This window comes from Paenibacillus sp. FSL R10-2771, from assembly GCF_038000205.1.
GTDB classification, from domain to species: domain Bacteria; phylum Bacillota; class Bacilli; order Paenibacillales; family Paenibacillaceae; genus Paenibacillus_AQ; species Paenibacillus_AQ phytohabitans.
The window spans coordinates 7,744,803-7,761,625 of record NZ_JBBOBM010000001.1 but is presented as its reverse complement, the minus strand read 5'-3'; the positions used below and the strand labels follow the sequence as shown (position 1 = coordinate 7,761,625).

Sequence of the window (16,823 nt, the reverse complement as noted above, 5' to 3'; positions counted from 1 at the left end):
GCGTTAGCCTTAGCCCGCTTAGCCCTTCACGGAGCCCGCTGTCATCTGCATGAATGATTTGTTGGCAAAAATATAGACAATGATCATCGGCAGCATCGACAGGCATGCGCCGGCAAGCATTAATTGGGGCTGTGCCGCATCACCAACACCATATTTCAATCCGGCCAGGCCTACGGTGAGCGTCTGTAATCCAGGCTGCGTCATCGTAAATACCAGCGGCAGAATGTATTCATTCCAGGCGCCGCGGAAGGTCCAGAGCGCTGTGACCCCAAGGGCCGGTGTCAGGAGCGGCAAGATAACACGAAAGTATACGCTATAGAAGTTGCAGCCGTCAATAAACGCTGCCTCGTCCAGTTCCTTCGGGATTGCCCGCACAAACCCGATCAGCATGAAGAATGCTGTGGCATGACCGCTGATCAGGATGATGATGACGCCCCAGAGCGATTTTTGCAGATTCAGTGAGACCATGAGATCAAACTGTGGGCGCAGCACAACGGCACCGATGGAGATGAACAGGGTGCAGGACTGAATGACCACATACAGGCGTTTCCCGTAGAAATCCACCCTCGCTACCGCATAGGCAGCCATCGTTCCTATCAATAAAGTCCCTAACGTCGTAAAGGTGCTTATAAATACGCTGTTCCAGGTAAACCTTGCGAAATTGGCGGATGTCCAGGCCTGGGCATAGTTATCGAAGATCCATTCCTTCGGCAGCAGAGTAGTTCCTGTAGTCAGCTCCAGATTTGATTTAAGCGATCCGAAGAACGCCAATATGATGGGGAATAACGCAAACGCTGCTACGATCAGCAGGAAAATCCACAACAGTACCCGGGACAGCAGCGCCTTGTTCTTTAAGGAACGGCTGGTCTGCGCCGAAGCCATTTTCGTTTCCGCATGCATTGTGCTCACTGTTCATTCTCCTCTCTTTTAGTAGATATCATTCAGTTTCTTGGAGACATAGAAGTAAATCAGGGTAATGATGCCGACGATAACCGCCGTAGCAAATCCGACCGCGCTGCCGTAACCGAACTGCTGGATGCTTGATCCTCCGCTGGATACCGGGAAGAACAATTTATAGAGATAGAGATACATGACTTCCGTCTTGCCGTAAGGACCGCCCTCGGTAAGCACCATAATGCTCTCGTAGCCCTTAAGCGATACAGTAATCGCCAGCATGATGATCATCTGCAGCACAGGTCCCAGCATCGGGACGGTAATACTCCACATTTTGCGCAGCGGCCCGGCACCGTCCAGGGAAGCGGCTTCATACAGATCCTCCGGAATATTCTGCAGCCCCGCGATAAAGAGCAGCATATAGTTGCCGACTGCGCCCCAGATCGCGATAATAATTGCCGTGACCAGGGCATGCTTGGCGCCCAGCCAGTCTATGGGAGCGGATACAATTCCGGCGCCCATCAGCAGCTGATTCACCATTCCGTTGTAGGAGTTGAAAATAACGTAGAACACAATCGCCATTACCGAAGCACTGATTACGGTAGGCAGGAAATAAATGGCCCGCAGCAGCTGGCGTCCCTTCAGGGCGCGGTTGAGCACTACAGCCAGTACAAAGGACAGCGGGATCGTAATGATCAGCTTGCCGCCTGCGTAAACGAAGGTGTTCACCACTGACTGCCAGAAATCCTTATCCCGGAACAACCGTTCGAAGTTATCCAGGCCGATGAAGAGCGGTGTACCAAAACCCTGATAATCATAGAACATGTACTTCAATGCCCAAAAGACGGGATACACTCCAAAAATCAGCGTCAGAATCAAACTGGGTGCTACAAAGGTCCAGGCGTTTATTTGCCGTTTCGTTCCATTCATTGATTGTTCCTCCTGTCTATTCGGCTCGCGTTTCTTTCCTTAATCATAAATCCCGCTGTGCAGACACAGTTAGGGAGAAAGCAACTGCTCTAAGGGGGAGAAATTCACTTTTTCATGAAATCCGGCTTCAAAGCCGGGGGCCCTGCCTTGAAGGGTGATTTCAGTTGCTTTGTCCCCTCTCCTCCCTCCGTTTACCCATCCCGGGTCCCGTCCCCGGGCAGCTATACTTATGGTAGAAAGAAATTAAGTTAGTTTAATTAATGAACTCGCATTCACAGGGAGGCCGCAAATTTGCCTATGCATTCATCTAATCATGGCACCGCCGGTAACGGCCCCTTCGGCGGCAAGGACCAGGAGCAGCAGAAGGGGCTCCGCGCCAGAATAGAGCAGTATCCGGCGATCTCGCAGGAATATGTAAGACAGCAGCAGCTGTCCGCACAATTCGCCGCACGCGAAGAAGCGGTTCCGCTTAGCCGTCTCGGTGTATTCCGGGTGGAGCCGTTCGTCTTCAAGGTGCCCGCCCAGGCCGCTTGTCTGCAGCTGTCCGTACAGGTCCGGGGGCAGGGCGTTGCCCGGATCGGCGGTGTACAGCTGACGCATTCCCAGCTCGGCTTGCCGGTGACGCTGATTAATGGAAGCTTCCGCCAGTCGCTGAAAGGCTGGACGCAGGAGCCGGGAAGCGGCAGCAGAGTGGCGCTTGAACGGCTGGCCGGGGGCGGAAGCGGACTGCAGCCTTCCGGCGTCACTCCGGCTGGAGGTGCGCAGGAGGAGGATGTGCTCTGTGTACGCATCAGCAATGAAGCGGAGGAAGGCATTACCGTGCTGCGTTACGAAGAACGCCTGCCGGTAACCGCAGGCGATTATTACGGCATCCAGACGGAGCTCAGCCTGGAAGCTCCGCTTGGCAGCGGCGGCGTATGCACTGGAGTTACGTTCCTGGACGAAGACGGACAGCCGCTCGGACCGGAGCAGTCCGGAGCGCTTTTCAACCGGCCCACGCTGACCAACTGGGCTTATCTGCTGGAGGCTGCCGGTGCGGACGCCAATCTGTATAAGGTAAGCGGTGAAGATCATTATGCCGCCCGGGCGGGGCGCAAGCTGCAGTACATGCTGTCCGATATGCGGCAGGGCATGGATATCTTCCGCCGGGACGGCTGGCATGATGATGACACCTACGGCGCTGTGCATATCGGGCGCGGACTGGCTGCCGTCTCGGTCATCTATGACCAGATTGCCGGGAGCGGAGTGTTAACTGCCGGGGAAATAGAGGCATTGCTCTCCGATCTCCGCTATATTGCAGCGATGATGATGGACACCGCCTACTACCGGTTCGATCTGGAGACCTTCCCTGATGAGAAGGGCGGCAAACGCAGCAACTGGAATGCGGACCGGGCGACCGGGCTTGGTGTCTATGCGCTGCTCTTCCCGCAGGAGCCTGAGAGTGCTGGCTATCTGAAGCATGCCTGCTCCGTAGTAGACTGGCAGCTGGCGGAAGTAGTGGATCAGGAGGGGGCCTGGCCGGAGAATGTGCGTTATCACGGCGCCGTGCTGCACCGGTATTTCCTGTTCTTCGTGCTGCTGAAGCGGCTGCAGGGAATGGATTACTTCAGGCACCCTAAGGTAAAAGCGATGTACCGCTTCCTGATCGGCATCGTCACCGCAGAGGACATCATCCAGGGCGGTCATGACGCCGGACCTGTTCTGCTGACTCCTGCCGTCGGCGATGCCAATGTACAGGAGAAGTGGTTCCGCCTGCTCGGCTACGCGGCCCCGTTCTATGCAGAGGAAGATCCGCAGTTGTCGGCGGAAATGGTCTGGACCTGGAAGCACGGCGGCACACCGGTCCAGGATACCGGGGCTTTCCCGCTGCCGCTGGTCGCCCTGCTGTATCCGCGGCCGGATCTGCCGGAGCAGCAGCCCGCCCTCCGCTCCGTCCATTATCCCGGCATCGGCTACGTCATCTTCCGTAGCGGGGAGCAGAACCTGCGGAACTATGCCATCTACGAGGCTTCGCCGCTGACCTATCACGCCCATCATGACGAAGGCCATTTCTCCATCTGGGCAGACGGGGTTCCGCTGACGCTTGATGCCGGAACCGGCGGTTATTACAACGGGGACCGGCACTGGTATGTATCAGGCGCGGCGCATAATATCGTTCAATTCGCTGATGGTTCAGGCGGCTATGCTGACGGTCCGCTGCAAAGCGTCTGCCGGGAGGTCATCTTCACAGACGAGCTGGATTATGCCAGAAGCCTGATCCCGGATACACGTGCCGGTGAGTATGAGCGGAATTTCCTGTATATCAAGGCAGGCTTTGACGCTTATCTGGTATGGGACCGGATTGAGGGCGGAGCAGACAGCGTATGGAATCTGCATACACTGAGTACAGAGGCTGAGATCACGGGGCAGAATATTGAGGTAGCAGCCTTAGGCGGCATGAGGCTGAGTGCGCATATTGCAGAGCCGTCCAGTCCGGTCATCACTGCCGGAGAAGGTGCCGTAGGCGGAGCCTACCCGCTGGCGGCGCAGCAGCATTTCCGTGCGCACGGCAAGGCGGGCGAAGACTATGTGGTGCTGCTGCATCCGCGCACAGCAGCAGCTCCCCCGCTGCGGCTGGAGCCGCTGCTGTGCGAAGACGCCGGCGGAGGCGTGCGGGTATACAAGATTTCCCGCGCAGACGGTGCATGGTTCGTTGCCGCCATCAACGGCTCAGGGCAAAGCCGCCGCGTCCGTATTCCCGGCGGCGTCCCGCTCCGGGTACTCGGCACGGAGGGTGCGGAAGCAGAGGGCGGCGGCCACGCGGCGGACGATACCCTGATTCTTAAGCCGGGAATGATTCAGATTGCCGTTCCGCAATAAGGAATTTCCCGATTCATCTGCTATTCACGGCAGAGCTCCAGTACCTTTTATAAAATCCTGCACGGAATACAACATTTTCCTGATAATATCTGCCCAAATCCAAAATTGTTGTATGAAAGGCAGTATTTCGTCCCGTTCACGCGGCTTGGCAGAATTATTCTTGCAGTTTCTACAACAATTGTCCCGAACACCCGGCTATCAAGGAAGCATTATTGCAAAACGTACAACATTTATGCCTATAACACTTACAAGGAGGAAATAAAGTATGAGTAATCTAGGAGTATGGGAACCGGCTGAGCCGGGCGTCAAACGCTGCATTCTGAATGCGGCAGCCAGTCTGATGATGATGGAGGTTCATTTTGAGGAAGGCGCCGAGGGCTACGAGCACAGCCATGTGCATGAGCAGATGAGCTACTGTCTGCGCGGCAGCTTCGTCTTCCGCATCGACGGCAAGGAATACGCCTTGTCCGCAGGCCAGAGCATAGCTATTCCGTCTAACGCCAAGCATGGGGTAACCGCACTTGAAGCCAATTCGGCGCTGCTGGATGTGTTCACACCGATCCGTGAGGATCTGCTTAAGCGTTAAGCTGAGTGCAGGGGCAAGGACAGGCACATCCCGCCTGCACCTGCCATAATAGACAGTGCTGCTGCCAATTCCGGCTGCAGCATTAGCATCAGCAGCGCCATCGCCTGGCACCCTTAGAATGCAGACAGCCTGCCCGGAAGTTCCGGACAGGCTGTCTTTACGTTACATTATTCCAGATTCGCATGTTTGCCGAACATCCTGCCGGTGGTCTGCCCCGTCTGCTCCATCATCCGCAGGATAACGGCATCGTAGAATACCAGCAGTGTCTGCTCAAACAAGGAGGCCATCGGCTGGATCGTAGCATAGCTCCCGTCTGTCTGATCCTTGGGCGAACCCGGCAGCTTGACGATATAATCAGCGAGACGCCCCAGTGACGAATCAGGGCTGATGGTCACGAGCACCACAGCTGCCCCGATCGCCTTGGCTTTCTCCGCCATGGATACCAGCCCCTTGGTCTCGCCGGAGCCGGAGCCCAGCACAAGCACATCGCCGGGGCCGATCCCCGGGGTGACCGTCTCTCCGACGACAAACGCAGCCTGCCCGGCTTGCATCAGCCGCATCGCGAATGCCCGGCCCATCAGGCCGGAGCGGCCGGCACCGGCTACAAAGATCTGCCCGGAGCGCAGCAGCAGCTCCGCCATGGCTTCGCCTTCTCCGGCGTTCAGTCCGGAGACCGAGCCCTGCAGCTCCTTCACAATTTCACGTGCGTAATCCAGCGTATCCATAGCTGCTTAGGCCTGGCTTACAAGGCGCTTCATTTCCGCCGCAGCCGCTCTCTGATCCGCTTCGCCGGTAATGCCGCCGCCCACGATTACCAGATCAGGATTCGCAGCAATCACTTCAGGCAGCGTGCCCAGTTTAATTCCGCCAGCAATCGCTGTTTTTGCTTTTGTAACCACACTCTTAATCGCTCTCAGATCCTCGAAGGAATTCTTGCCTTCTGCCTGATGATCATATCCCGAATGTACACAGACATAATCAACGCCAAGTGCGTCCACTTCAGCGGCTCTGGCCTTCAGATCCTTCACGTTGATCAGATCGACCAGGATTTCTGCACCGGTCTTCTTGGCCTCTTCCACCGCGCCGCGGATCGTTGAATCATCGGACACGCCAAGCACGGTAACGATTCCCGCTCCTGCTTCTACAGCTTTCATTACTTCATAGCCGCCGGCATCCATGATTTTGAGATCGGCCAGGACCGTAAGTGCCGGAAAAGCGTCCTTGATCGCTTTTACCGCATGCAAACCTTCATTAATAACAACCGGTGTTCCAATCTCCACAATATCTATAAATTCGGCCACTTCCGCAACAATGGCCTTGGCTCCCGCAATATCCACCAGATCGAGTGCTAGCTGTAATTTCATAGGTTTAGAATCTCCTCGTCATTAATATATTTTAGTAAGTGATGTACTAAGTTTAGGGATATACTGCCGATAAGGGAAGTAGGCACTTTATTGTGATGTAGTTACCTGAAGGATACTATTGGGCGGGGGCCGGGCTGTCTGGTGCGTCTTTTTGAAAAGGAAGGTTGAATTTATTCAGGATTTTCTTAAATTTACTGCATTTTCACAAAAGCTGTGCTACCATACATTAGATTTACAAATTCTCCGGCGGCAATCCTATTTCAACAACAAGAAGGTGTACAGTTTATTATGGAAGCAAGCAAACCCAAAGAGTTCAATTTAATTAAGCTGACCTGGCCGATTTTCCTCGAGCTGTTCCTGTTTATGCTCATGGGGAGTGTAGATACATTCATGATCAGCTCCGTATCGGATGATGCAGTCTCCGGTGTCGGGGCGGCCAATCAGATTATTGCCATAGCCATTCTCGTGCTCAGTGTTATCGGGAACGGCGCGGCCATTGTCGTGTCGCAGTATCTCGGTTCCAGGCAGCCCAAAGAAGCAGCTAAGGTAACGGGCAATGCCATAACGCTCAATCTTGCGGTCGGAATTATTCTGAGTACAATTCTGCTGCTGTTCGGAGGCAGTCTGCTGAGCGCGCTGAACGTGACGGGCGAAATTCTCGTCTACGCCAAATCGTATATGCATATTGTCGGGGGCGGAATCTTCCTCCAGGCACTGCTGAACGCCCTGGCCACCACCATCCGGACGCACGGGTTCACGAAACAGACGATGGTAGTCTCTCTGCTGATGAACGTGATCCACGTCGGGGGCAATTATCTGCTGATCTTCGGACATTTCGGACTGCCGGCACTCGGTGTCGAAGGCGCAGCCATTTCAACGGTTGCCAGCCGCCTGATCTGTCTGGTCCTGTTCTTCCTGCTACTCTACCGGATCATGGATGTGCGGGTTAAATGGACCTATTACACTCATCTCTCCAAAAAATATGTGCTGCAGATTCTCAAAATCGGTATCCCGTCCGCTTTTGAATCGGTGATCTATCAGTGCTGCCAGCTGGTCTTCACTTTATACATCACTTATCTGGGTGCTGAAGCCATGGCTACCCGCCAATACGCGCTGAATATCTCCAGCTACATCTTCCTCTTCAGCGTAGCCGTATCCATGGGCACCTCGATCATTGTCGGCCATCTCGTGGGCGCAAGGCGGCCGAAGGAAGCTTACACGCGGGTATTCTCCAGTGTGAAATGGGCGCTGCTGGTCACCGTAATTATGGACGCGGTTGTTATTCTGTTCCGCGCACCGCTAATGGGCCTGTTCACGGATAATCAAACGATTATAACTATGGGCGCACAAGTGATCCTGCTCAGCTTCTTCCTTGAGACCGGACGCACCTGCAACCTGGTCATTATCAACTCGCTGCGCGCTTCCGGCGATGCCAAGTTCCCGGTCTACATGGGCCTGATCTCCATGGTCTGCATGAGTCTGCCGCTGGGCTATTTCCTTGTGTTCACGCTTGATCTCGGTCTGGCCGGAGTCTGGCTGGCCACTGCATTCGATGAATGGGTGCGGGCGGTCATTATGTACTTCCGCTGGAAGAGCAGAGCCTGGGAGAAGCACGGCTTGATCCAGCATGAACCTGCAGAACCGCTGAGCGCTGCGCCGGCGCATTAATCTGCAGCAACAAACAGGCGGTTCACCCTGATCTCTGCAACTCAGGCGGGCCGCCTTTTGAATACATAATCCTATTCATTTGGCAGGAAGGATGAGGAAGACTATGACAACGAATCCGCACAAACAGGAAGACCTGGCACATTTCAGCGCAATGGCCCCAATATGGAGCAACAGCGAAGAGGATGTGGCCATGGCCGGGAAGGTCCTGCAGATGCTTGGCATCCGCAGTGGCCAGAGCCTGCTGGATGTGGCCTCCGGCACAGGCGTTATCCCCGCAGCACTCCATAAGCTTGAGATAGACCCCAGCCGCTACCTTGCGCTCGATATCTCAGCGGCCATGCTGCAAGAACTGCACAAGAGCTTCCCGGATGCCGGGACCGCATGCGCGGATTTCGAGGAGCCATTCTCCGGCGGAACACCCTTCGATTATGTGCTGATCTACAACAGCATCCCCCATTTCTCCAATCTGGATATGCTGTTCGCCAATGCAGGGAAGAATCTGCAAGCCGGAGGAATCTTCATGATTGCCCACTCCAGAACCCGCCAGGGTCTGCGGGAGCATCATGCGCGGATCGGCCATACAAATGAGCGTGAGCCGATCCCTGCGGATGCAGCGCTGGCCGCGCTTGCGGCTAAATATAATTTCGGACAGGCTGAATACAGCGATGAGGTATTCTTCTGCTTCTCCTGCCGCAGGAACGTCTGACTTCCTTAATCATCCGCCTCCGCAAATAAGGGATGCCCCGGCCGTGTAATCCGGCTAATTGGCATCCCTTTGTGATAAGGCTGTACGCTTATCAGGTTCCTTTGGCTACTGCTTCTTTATGCTTGGCGGCGAACTGCTCTGGTGTAATCGCTTTGCCGAACAGCGCCTGAATCATATCCAGATGGACCTGGGCGGCGTTCGGCTTCATCTGGATATCAGCAAACAGGGTGATGCTGCTCGCATGGTTTAATTCATTCAGCAGTTCGACATACAGCTGCGGCAGCTCTTCATTCGTGGTATCCACTTTGGTCGCCGGAATTACACCTGCACTGGTTACAGAGGCCTCTCCCCATTTGTATACGAAATATTCGACAAATGCTTTTGCTTCTTCCTTAACCTCGGAAGCTTCGGCTACGAACAGTCCGACACCGGGACCGCCAACCCAGCTGTTGATATTGCCCTTTCCGCCTTCCACAGTCGGGAACTTGAAGAACCCTACCTTATCCTTGAAGTCTTGTGGAATCTCCGGATTCGTTGTGAAGTTGGGAAGCTCCCAGGTACCCGTCAGATACATTGCCGCCTTCTCATTCAAGAATTCCGATTTGCCCTCATCATTGGATAGCCCGTTGAAACCGCTGTTGAAGGTGTTCATATCCACCAGCGTCTGCACTTCAGCCGCAGCCCGGACCAGGCCGGGATTATCGAAGTAGCTTGTCCCCTTCGTTGCGCGCTTCAGTGTATCACTGCCGGCGATACGGTCAGCAAGGTACATATACCATAACGAGCCGGTCCAGCGGTCCTTGTTGCCAAGGGCAACCGGAGCCACGCCATGATGGGATAACGTTCTTACCACTTGCTTGAACTCCTCGTATGTAGCAGGCACCTGGAGATTATATTTCGCAAAAATATCCTTATTATAGTATATCGGTGAAATGTTCAGCTCAATCGGCAGTGCGTAGGTCTTATTATCGACCACATAGGCTTCGGTAGTGCCTGTTACGAATTTACCCTTTAACCGCGTACCATTCAGGATGTCATCCAGCGGAGCGAATAATCCGCCCTTTACATAAGGCTCCATGAAGCCCGCTGCCCAGGTGATTCCTACATCCGGCAGGTCATTCGAGGCAGAGAGCACCTTCAGCTTATTCTTGTACTGTTCATTCTCCAGCACGCCCTGCTGGATTATAATATTAGGATTCTCTTTCTCGTATTCCCCGATGATCTGGCTAACCAGCTTATTCTGCTGGGCGGAGAGGCCGGCCGGCCATAAGTGCATCATATGAATCGTTATTTTTGGGGCCGAAGCATTGGTGGCTGCCGCCGCACTATTATTATCCTGTGTGAAGCTGCAGCCTGTCAGAACAAGGGCCAATGTAAGTGTCAGGAACAGTCCCTTGATTATGTTATTCCTCAACATTGCTATAGCCTCCCATTTCACATTACGCGGCCTGATGTAATCGCTACCAATCAAATTCTAGCATCGTACCCGGAGGGATATAAGACTACACTTATTGGCTAAAATTCCACATTTAATGGATTTCCTGCGATCCGCCCTTCATCTTATGCCTATAGCGGCTTGGGCTTAACTGTTCCAGCGACTTAAACACCTTAATGAAGTACTTATCCGTCCTATAGCCTACACGCTCCCCGATCTCCCCTATAGACAGTGTGGTCTGCAGCAGTAATTCCTTAGCCCGCTGAATTCGCAGACGTGCCAAATATTCGCTGAAGGATACTCCGGCCTGCTCCTTGAACAATACGCTGAAGTAGCTGGCATTCAGATGGATGAGGCCCGCTACCTCTGCCATTGTCAGCTGTTCATGCAGGTGCTGCTCCACATAGGCGATCGCTTCTTTGACCGGCTGCCCCATTCGCGCCTGATCCGGGTCAATCTCCATCAGCTTATGATCCACCAGCTTCTCCAGCTTCACGTGGCGTTGCTGCTCTTCCTCCCGCTTCAGCGCATCCTCAACCACGGACAGCAGCTCGGACTTGTCCAGCGGCTTAAGCAGGTAGTTGACCGCCCCCAGCCGCATAGCCTGCTGCACATAATCAAATTCGGCATAGCCGGATATGACAATAATAACGGGCTTCCAGGCTGACTCCTGCAGGGAACGGATCAGATCCAGTCCGCTTACTTCGGGCATGCGCACATCTGTAATCAGCAGATGGACCCGCTCCTGCCGCAGCCGCTCGCGCGCCTCAACCCCGTTGTCACAGGTCTCCACGGCATACCGGCCGGCTGCCCATACTTCCAGCGTCTGCTTGATGCCCTGCCGTGTTCTCGGTTCATCATCCACGATTAGAATCGTCCTATTGCTCAGGCTCATAGGTATATCCTCCATTGCTTGGAATTTCAAAAGTAATAACGGTCCCTTCGGATAATCTGCTCTCAATGATCAGACCCTCCGACTTGATGCCCTCTTGCCCGTAATACAGCTGGAGCCGCCGCTGCACATTCACCAGGCCGACCCCGTTGCCTTTGGCGGAGATCGGCGGGCCGCCCTCCAGTGTATTGCGCAGCGCCCGCAGAGTATCCTCATCCATGCCGGGACCATTGTCGGATACCTTCACCGAGGTCCAGCCGTCGCGTGGCGATGGGGTGATCGTAACCTCCACACTGCCGCTGCCGACACGGCTCTCCACTCCATGAAGAATGGCATTCTCCACAATCGGCTGAATCAGCAGCTTGGGTACCGGAACAGCCGCCTCGCGCGGGTCCAGCACAATATCCCAGGACAGGCGCTCGCCCATCCGCATCTCCATGATCTTCAGATAACGCCTGATCTGTTCAACCTCTTCACTAAGCGCAACCCACTCGTCTTTATTATTGGGACGGCCAATAATATAGCGGAACAGCCTGGACATTACTACGACCAATCCGGCCAATTCCTCCTCCCCCTTCTCCTCAAGCGACCAGTTAAAGGCTTCCAGGGTGTTGAACAGAAAATGAGGGTTGATCTGCGCCTGCAACGCCTTGAGCTCGGTCCGGCTCTGTAATACTTCCTTCTCGTAGACGACCCGGATCAAATCATTCATATTGGCCACCATGCCGTTATAGGTATAATTCAGCTCCCGCAGCTCCATCGTAGATACCTTCTGCGAGTTGGGCGTCAGCACGCCTAAGCGCGATTTGCGCATAGCCCGGATCAGATGAATAATCGGCCTCGTGATCATCGTTGACAATAGAAACGACATGATCAGGAAAAGCAGGGCTCCCAGCCCCCCTGACAGCAGCAGAACCGTCCGCAGCACAGATAACCCCTTGGTGACATAGCTGACAGGGGTCAGCACAAGCAGTGTCCATCCGGTCTTGTCCGAGCGCAGCTTAACCTGTACATACTCCTTGCCGTGAAAGCTGACCGTCTGGTCCACACTTTCCAGCAGCGGCAGCAGGTCCGCCTCCGGTGTTCCGCTGCTGCCCAGGAGCCGGCCTTCATCATTCACCAGCAGCACAGACTCGCCTCCTTCACTGCCGGAGATCGGATCATCCAGCTGGAAGTAGCTGCGCTGGATGCGCGCCATCAGATACCCTCCCCGCGAGAACCAGCGGTCCATGAGGCTAACCTGGCGGATGGCCAGCAGGCTCTGGCTGTCATGCGGATCGACGCCGATCCAGACCAGCCGCCCTTTCTGGATATTAGCCTCGCTGATATATGGCTCGTTGATTCTCGTCCCCAGACTGCCGTCCTTAATCGGGAAGAGCAGCCGGTAATCGGCGGTATACAGCTCAAGAGATCCTACGCTCGGCATATACGCCTGATAGCTGGAGATAATCTGCAGCAGCGACTGCCGCTGATTGAATGACACTTCATTGCCGTTCAGCTCCTCCAGCAGCAGCTGCTGCACCGTAGGATGATTAGCCACCTGCTCCATCAGGCTGTCAATCTGGCCAATCAGCGCATTCAGCCGTCCGTTCGCCTGAACCGCCGTCTGCTGGATATGCCGCTCGGCATTATTTTTGAGCAGAATAGATACCCGGTCATATACAAACGCCCCTGAAACCAGAAGAATGATTAGCATAACCAGCACAAAGCCGATGAATATTTGATTGCGCAGCGTGTTGAGTTCTTTGAATCTCTGGAACATCGGAATTCCTTCTTTCCTTGGCAGCGTTTCCAACTCTATTCTCCAAAAGTCCCGGGGTTTGTCAAGAGAAATTAGTTGCCCGGCACAGGGCAGCAAAGAGCCCTTAAGCAGTGCTCCTTGTTCCAGGAGCTGTTTAAGGGCTGCAGCAGAAGGGACTAGATGAACATTAGCGGAGTGATCCACTCCCGGTCCAGGGCTATCCACAGTAAGGCCAGCAGGACGGCGCCGATGCTGTACATCAGTACCTTCCGGCGGGTGGGCTCCAGGTAAATATCCAGAATAAAGATTATAATTGCTATAGCAGGTACGGCAACAAACAAAACTGGATTGCGATATTTAATATTTACTGTATTCAAGATAACCATAATCAGAAGAAGAAGCCTAAGATATTTGTTCATAGCCATACCACAACCTCCTTGCCATTGAGACCATTTTCCAATTATGTATTCTTCATCCTCATCTCTAATATCCCTTGATTCCCCGCTATTGTCAACCCCGGACACCCATCCGCTGCCAAGACAAAAAAAATAGCCCGTTCCCCACAGGGAACTGACTGCTATGGTGTTACTGCTATAATCTGATTCTGTACAGAGCGTTCAGGAATTGGCAGATTACCGGATGGTAATGCCCTTCTTGATCGCCTTCATGTCAAAATTCGTATTCACAAGCATAGGCAGTATCTTCATGCTTCTGGTCATCGGCGAGTTGCATTGCCAGCAGGTAGGGACATATTGGAAGGCGAAGTTGTCGCGCATCCACCCGGAGCAATCTTCCTTAGTGCAGGACCAAATGGCTGTGTCTTCTTGGGGAAGATCCTCCAGCGCTTTTTTACGAAAATACATAAGTACCCCTCCTAATAGCTTTGTTAGCATATACTTCCTGAATCGGTTCGTACAAAGCCCGCTTCGGAAGCATACCCTTCGAATAAAGACATATTTCCAGCCCAACCGGACTGTTATGGCAGGATGGTAGCTTGTTCTGGCCTGTTCAAAAAAAAAGCTGCCCTCAACTTGTGTTAAGGGCAGTCTATTTTTAATACTACAGTTTTACAACGTTTTCGGCTTGTGGTCCACGAGCGCCTTGAGTTACGTTGAACTCAACGCGTTGGCCTTCGTCCAAAGATTTGAAGCCGTCGCCAGTGATTGCGGAGAAGTGTACGAATACGTCGCTTCCGCCTTCAACCTCGATAAAACCGAAACCTTTGTCTGCGTTGAACCATTTTACTGTACCTGTTTGCATGATATTACCTCCAAGTTTTATTTAACACATGTCCTTTTATTCCTACGTATTGTACGAACAAATAAAAATTCACACATTGGAAAAGGATTCATACGCACAAATGATAACCTTTTACAATATGTGAATTAAGGGTTAAATTTATGATTGACTTCATTGTAGCACACTATTTCTCTAAAAGCAAAGGATTACTTAAAATTACTTAAAAACAAGTGGAATTATATCGTACCCGGCGCACGGTGCTCCATGAACAACCGCACCGCGCACCCGGCAGCTGCAGGGTTTAGTCGATATATCCGGCCAGTCCCTTGTCCATCAGATAGTCCATTTCCGCATCGAGAATAGTCTCTACAGTCAGCTCATCCAGCTTAACATCGCGCTGCGCAGTAACATAATCGACCAGATCATCATTATCAATATCAATCTCGCCCTTGGCATTGGCCTTGGCTTTGTTGATGAAGGCCTGCTCATGCTTCAGCACCAGCCGGATCACGGCTGCATCCACCTTCGTCTGTGCAGACAATACTTCCACCAGTTCCTGCTCGTTCACTTCGTTACTCATATTCGTTAGTCAGCTCCTTGGCATTTATGCACAATGATTGTACCACAAGTCCCTTCCGGCCGCGCAGCCTCATCTCCACCAGGGAAGAGCAGGATACTCCGCAGCTCCGGCCACTACAGTCTCCCCTATTCTTGGTGTAGCCAGCCGTACCCCTTTAGCTGCAGCCGCAGCTGCAATGCGCTCCACCGGATCGGTCCAGTCATGCATCGACAGGGTGAACGCCCCCCAATGAACCGGAATAAGCAGACCTCCCCGCACATCTATATGTGCTTCAACCGTCTGTTCCGGCAGCATATGGATATCGGCCCAGCGCGGATCGTATTGGCCGCATTCCATCAGCGTGAGATCGAATGGGCCATACTTGCGTCCAATCTCGGCAAAATGCGGCCCGTAGCCGCTGTCCCCGCTGAAGAAGAGCTTCGTATCCGCTCCTTGGATTATCCATGAACACCACAGTGTGGTGTTGCGGTCCAGCAGACTCCGGCCGGAGAAATGCCGGGCCGGCGCGCTGGTAAAGGTCAGGCCTGCATACGCAAGCTCGTCTCCCCAGTCATGCTCGCGGATCTTCTCTCCGCTTACCCCCCAGCGGCGCAGATGGGCGCCGACACCGAGCGGCACAATGAACAGGCCTACCTTATCCTTAAGCTTGCGGATGGTGCCGTAGTCCAGATGATCATAATGATCATGGGAGAGCACAACCGCATCAATCTGCGGAAGCTGGGAAATCTCCAGCGGCAGCTGCTTGCTGTAACGGCGGCCGCCGATGAACGGAAACGGAGACGGGGCGTTACCCAGCATAGGGTCCAGGAACAGTGTAACCCCGTCCATCTCCAGCAATACCGCAGAGTGGCCGAACCAGGTAACGCGGGTGCCCGGGCCTTGGCCGATGGATGCAGGCGGCAGCGGCAGCGGCTGCAGGGGCTCGGCCGGTCTGGACCGGGGATTGCCTTTAATGAAATCCTTCAGAATGGACAGGCCGCTACCGCCAGCTCTCTCGCCGATGAGTTCAGCCGTCTGCGGATAAGCGAATTTGCCCTTGCTATAATTAAGCGAGCGGCTGTTCAGCGCCTTTTCCTGCTTCCCCGCCCTCCGTCCAAACGCCGGATAGAGGGTCATAAGCAGATACGCCGCTGCAACAAGTATCACCAGTGAAGCTGCAATATCTAAAATAATCAGAGTCATGCGGTAAACCTTCTTTCTGCCAGTTCATTTCTACAGGCTCCAGCCCGGAATTTTGCGCAGATCCCCATCCCAGATCTGCACCGTGCTCTTCACCGGAACGTTATCCGGAGAGGAAGCTGTATGAATATAACACGAATCCATGCCGATCGTGTCCGCTCCGGCCATATCCGTACGCGGATCGTTACCGATCATAATTGCCGAACTTAGCTCGGCACCATAGTTATCTGCTAAATACCGGTAAAATAGCGGGTCCGGCTTGCTTACGCCGGCTTCGGAGGAAATGGCTATCCCATGGAATAAATGCAGAATGTTCAGCATGGTTAATTCTGCCTCAATGAAGGTCTTCTGGCCATTCGAGAGCAGATAGACCTTCTTGCCGTGCGACCGCAAGGTCCGGAGAATCTCCGGGACTCCGTCATAGAGCGCGATATGGTTCATGGATAAGGTCCGCAGCCAGCGGACAGTCTCATGCAGCCAGGCCTGCCCGGGATTCCCGCCTAAGTCACGGGCCACGGCACGGAAGACCTCTTCCATGACGAAATCGGGAAACTGGCATTTCTGTGCAGCAGCTTGAAGCTGACGATCACGCTCGGCAAGGAAACGGGACTGCAGCTCCGCCCCTGCCGTGCGCAGCCCGTGATAGCTGAAATGAAGCGCCAGCCGCTCCCATACCTCCGGATGCTCTTCATCTGTCTCAATATCAATTAAGGTTCCGTATAGGTCAAAAATATAAGTCTGGTACATAGA

17 protein-coding genes are annotated in these 16,823 nt (G+C 53.8%); 4 read left to right on the top strand and 13 right to left on the bottom strand.

The window, feature by feature from the left end:
- Nucleotides 1-18: 18 nt before the first annotated feature.
- Nucleotides 19-882, bottom strand: a complete 864-nt coding sequence (locus tag NSU14_RS33790) for a carbohydrate ABC transporter permease (protein ID WP_042141795.1) — start codon at nucleotides 880-882, stop codon at nucleotides 19-21.
- Nucleotides 883-927: 45 nt separating this feature from the next.
- Nucleotides 928-1,824, bottom strand: a complete 897-nt coding sequence (locus NSU14_RS33785) for a carbohydrate ABC transporter permease (RefSeq protein WP_042140380.1) — start codon at nucleotides 1,822-1,824, stop codon at nucleotides 928-930.
- Between the two features lie 297 nt (nucleotides 1,825-2,121).
- Here NSU14_RS33785 and NSU14_RS33780 point away from each other — a divergent pair, with 297 nt between their 5' ends.
- Nucleotides 2,122-4,683, top strand: a complete 2,562-nt coding sequence (locus tag NSU14_RS33780; RefSeq protein ID WP_340949036.1) for a heparinase II/III domain-containing protein — start codon at nucleotides 2,122-2,124, stop codon at nucleotides 4,681-4,683.
- Between the two features lie 265 nt (nucleotides 4,684-4,948).
- Nucleotides 4,949-5,269: a cupin domain-containing protein gene (locus NSU14_RS33775; RefSeq protein WP_042140382.1), complete on the top strand. Its 321-nt coding sequence runs from the start codon at nucleotides 4,949-4,951 to the stop codon at nucleotides 5,267-5,269.
- Nucleotides 5,270-5,436: 167 nt separating this feature from the next.
- Here the strand turns inward: NSU14_RS33775 and hxlB are convergent, their stop codons facing one another.
- Entirely contained in the window at nucleotides 5,437-5,994 is a 558-nt protein-coding gene (gene hxlB / locus NSU14_RS33770; protein ID WP_340948677.1) for a 6-phospho-3-hexuloisomerase, read from the bottom strand.
- Between the two features lie 6 nt (nucleotides 5,995-6,000).
- Nucleotides 6,001-6,633 carry a 3-hexulose-6-phosphate synthase gene (gene hxlA, locus NSU14_RS33765; protein WP_042140384.1) on the bottom strand — a complete coding sequence of 211 codons (633 nt, stop codon included), beginning with the start codon at nucleotides 6,631-6,633 and terminating at the stop codon, nucleotides 6,001-6,003.
- Between the two features lie 288 nt (nucleotides 6,634-6,921).
- Between hxlA and NSU14_RS33760 the strand changes: the two genes are divergently transcribed.
- Together NSU14_RS33760 and NSU14_RS33755 are read left to right on the top strand one after the other, a co-directional pair.
- Entirely contained in the window at nucleotides 6,922-8,301 is a 1,380-nt protein-coding gene (locus tag NSU14_RS33760) for an MATE family efflux transporter (protein ID WP_042140385.1), read from the top strand.
- Between the two features lie 103 nt (nucleotides 8,302-8,404).
- Nucleotides 8,405-9,007 (top strand): class I SAM-dependent methyltransferase, encoded by a 603-nt coding sequence (locus NSU14_RS33755; RefSeq protein WP_179093495.1) that lies wholly within the window; start codon nucleotides 8,405-8,407, stop codon nucleotides 9,005-9,007.
- A gap of 91 nt (nucleotides 9,008-9,098) precedes the next feature.
- On the opposite strand, the gene NSU14_RS33750 is transcribed toward NSU14_RS33755, so the two are convergent.
- The 9 genes from NSU14_RS33750 to NSU14_RS33710 all read right to left on the bottom strand — a co-directional run bounded on the left by NSU14_RS33750 (nucleotide 9,099) and on the right by NSU14_RS33710 (nucleotide 16,820).
- Nucleotides 9,099-10,424, bottom strand: coding sequence for an extracellular solute-binding protein (locus tag NSU14_RS33750; protein ID WP_340948676.1), 1,326 nt, complete (start codon nucleotides 10,422-10,424; stop codon nucleotides 9,099-9,101).
- 112 nt (nucleotides 10,425-10,536) lie between these two features.
- A complete protein-coding gene (locus tag NSU14_RS33745; RefSeq protein WP_042140387.1) occupies nucleotides 10,537-11,337 on the bottom strand; it encodes a response regulator transcription factor in 801 nt (266 codons plus the stop codon).
- Nucleotides 11,321-13,096: a cache domain-containing sensor histidine kinase gene (locus tag NSU14_RS33740; RefSeq protein ID WP_340948675.1), complete on the bottom strand. Its 1,776-nt coding sequence runs from the start codon at nucleotides 13,094-13,096 to the stop codon at nucleotides 11,321-11,323. Before NSU14_RS33740 ends, NSU14_RS33745 begins: the two co-directional genes overlap by 17 nt.
- A gap of 155 nt (nucleotides 13,097-13,251) precedes the next feature.
- A complete protein-coding gene (locus NSU14_RS33735; protein ID WP_340948674.1) occupies nucleotides 13,252-13,500 on the bottom strand; it encodes a hypothetical protein in 249 nt (82 codons plus the stop codon).
- 207 nt (nucleotides 13,501-13,707) lie between these two features.
- Nucleotides 13,708-13,938 (bottom strand): cold-shock protein, encoded by a 231-nt coding sequence (locus NSU14_RS33730; RefSeq protein WP_039304815.1) that lies wholly within the window; start codon nucleotides 13,936-13,938, stop codon nucleotides 13,708-13,710.
- A gap of 196 nt (nucleotides 13,939-14,134) precedes the next feature.
- A complete protein-coding gene (locus NSU14_RS33725; RefSeq protein ID WP_019914790.1) occupies nucleotides 14,135-14,335 on the bottom strand; it encodes a cold-shock protein in 201 nt (66 codons plus the stop codon).
- 280 nt (nucleotides 14,336-14,615) lie between these two features.
- Nucleotides 14,616-14,894, bottom strand: a complete 279-nt coding sequence (locus tag NSU14_RS33720; RefSeq protein WP_042140389.1) for a hypothetical protein — start codon at nucleotides 14,892-14,894, stop codon at nucleotides 14,616-14,618.
- Nucleotides 14,895-14,963: 69 nt separating this feature from the next.
- The gene (locus NSU14_RS33715; RefSeq protein ID WP_042140390.1) at nucleotides 14,964-16,076 is read right to left on the bottom strand and encodes an MBL fold metallo-hydrolase; all 1,113 of its coding nucleotides are present in this window, start codon (nucleotides 16,074-16,076) and stop codon (nucleotides 14,964-14,966) included.
- A 30-nt stretch (nucleotides 16,077-16,106) separates the two neighbouring features.
- Nucleotides 16,107-16,820 carry an HAD family hydrolase gene (locus tag NSU14_RS33710; RefSeq protein ID WP_042140391.1) on the bottom strand — a complete coding sequence of 238 codons (714 nt, stop codon included), beginning with the start codon at nucleotides 16,818-16,820 and terminating at the stop codon, nucleotides 16,107-16,109.
- Between the last annotated feature and the right edge of the window lie 3 nt (nucleotides 16,821-16,823).

Bases quoted from the DNA above. Each gene is read 5' to 3' on its own strand.
- NSU14_RS33750 (WP_340948676.1), bottom strand. From the start codon at position 10,424: ATGTTGAGGAATAACATAATCAAGGGACTGTTCCTGACACTTACATTG.
- NSU14_RS33780 (WP_340949036.1), top strand. From the start codon at position 2,122: ATGCATTCATCTAATCATGGCACCGCCGGTAACGGCCCCTTCGGCGGC.
- NSU14_RS33760 (WP_042140385.1), top strand. From the start codon at position 6,922: ATGGAAGCAAGCAAACCCAAAGAGTTCAATTTAATTAAGCTGACCTGG.
- NSU14_RS33710 (WP_042140391.1), bottom strand. From the start codon at position 16,820: ATGTACCAGACTTATATTTTTGACCTATACGGAACCTTAATTGATATT.
- NSU14_RS33740 (WP_340948675.1), bottom strand. From the start codon at position 13,096: ATGTTCCAGAGATTCAAAGAACTCAACACGCTGCGCAATCAAATATTC.
- NSU14_RS33790 (WP_042141795.1), bottom strand. From the start codon at position 882: ATGGCTTCGGCGCAGACCAGCCGTTCCTTAAAGAACAAGGCGCTGCTG.
- NSU14_RS33720 (WP_042140389.1), bottom strand. From the start codon at position 14,894: ATGAGTAACGAAGTGAACGAGCAGGAACTGGTGGAAGTATTGTCTGCA.
- hxlA (WP_042140384.1), bottom strand. From the start codon at position 6,633: ATGAAATTACAGCTAGCACTCGATCTGGTGGATATTGCGGGAGCCAAG.
- NSU14_RS33725 (WP_019914790.1), bottom strand. From the start codon at position 14,335: ATGCAAACAGGTACAGTAAAATGGTTCAACGCAGACAAAGGTTTCGGT.
- NSU14_RS33785 (WP_042140380.1), bottom strand. From the start codon at position 1,824: ATGAATGGAACGAAACGGCAAATAAACGCCTGGACCTTTGTAGCACCC.
- NSU14_RS33735 (WP_340948674.1), bottom strand. From the start codon at position 13,500: ATGGCTATGAACAAATATCTTAGGCTTCTTCTTCTGATTATGGTTATC.
- NSU14_RS33715 (WP_042140390.1), bottom strand. From the start codon at position 16,076: ATGACTCTGATTATTTTAGATATTGCAGCTTCACTGGTGATACTTGTT.
- NSU14_RS33730 (WP_039304815.1), bottom strand. From the start codon at position 13,938: ATGTATTTTCGTAAAAAAGCGCTGGAGGATCTTCCCCAAGAAGACACA.
- NSU14_RS33755 (WP_179093495.1), top strand. From the start codon at position 8,405: ATGACAACGAATCCGCACAAACAGGAAGACCTGGCACATTTCAGCGCA.
- hxlB (WP_340948677.1), bottom strand. From the start codon at position 5,994: ATGGATACGCTGGATTACGCACGTGAAATTGTGAAGGAGCTGCAGGGC.
- NSU14_RS33745 (WP_042140387.1), bottom strand. From the start codon at position 11,337: ATGAGCCTGAGCAATAGGACGATTCTAATCGTGGATGATGAACCGAGA.
- NSU14_RS33775 (WP_042140382.1), top strand. From the start codon at position 4,949: ATGAGTAATCTAGGAGTATGGGAACCGGCTGAGCCGGGCGTCAAACGC.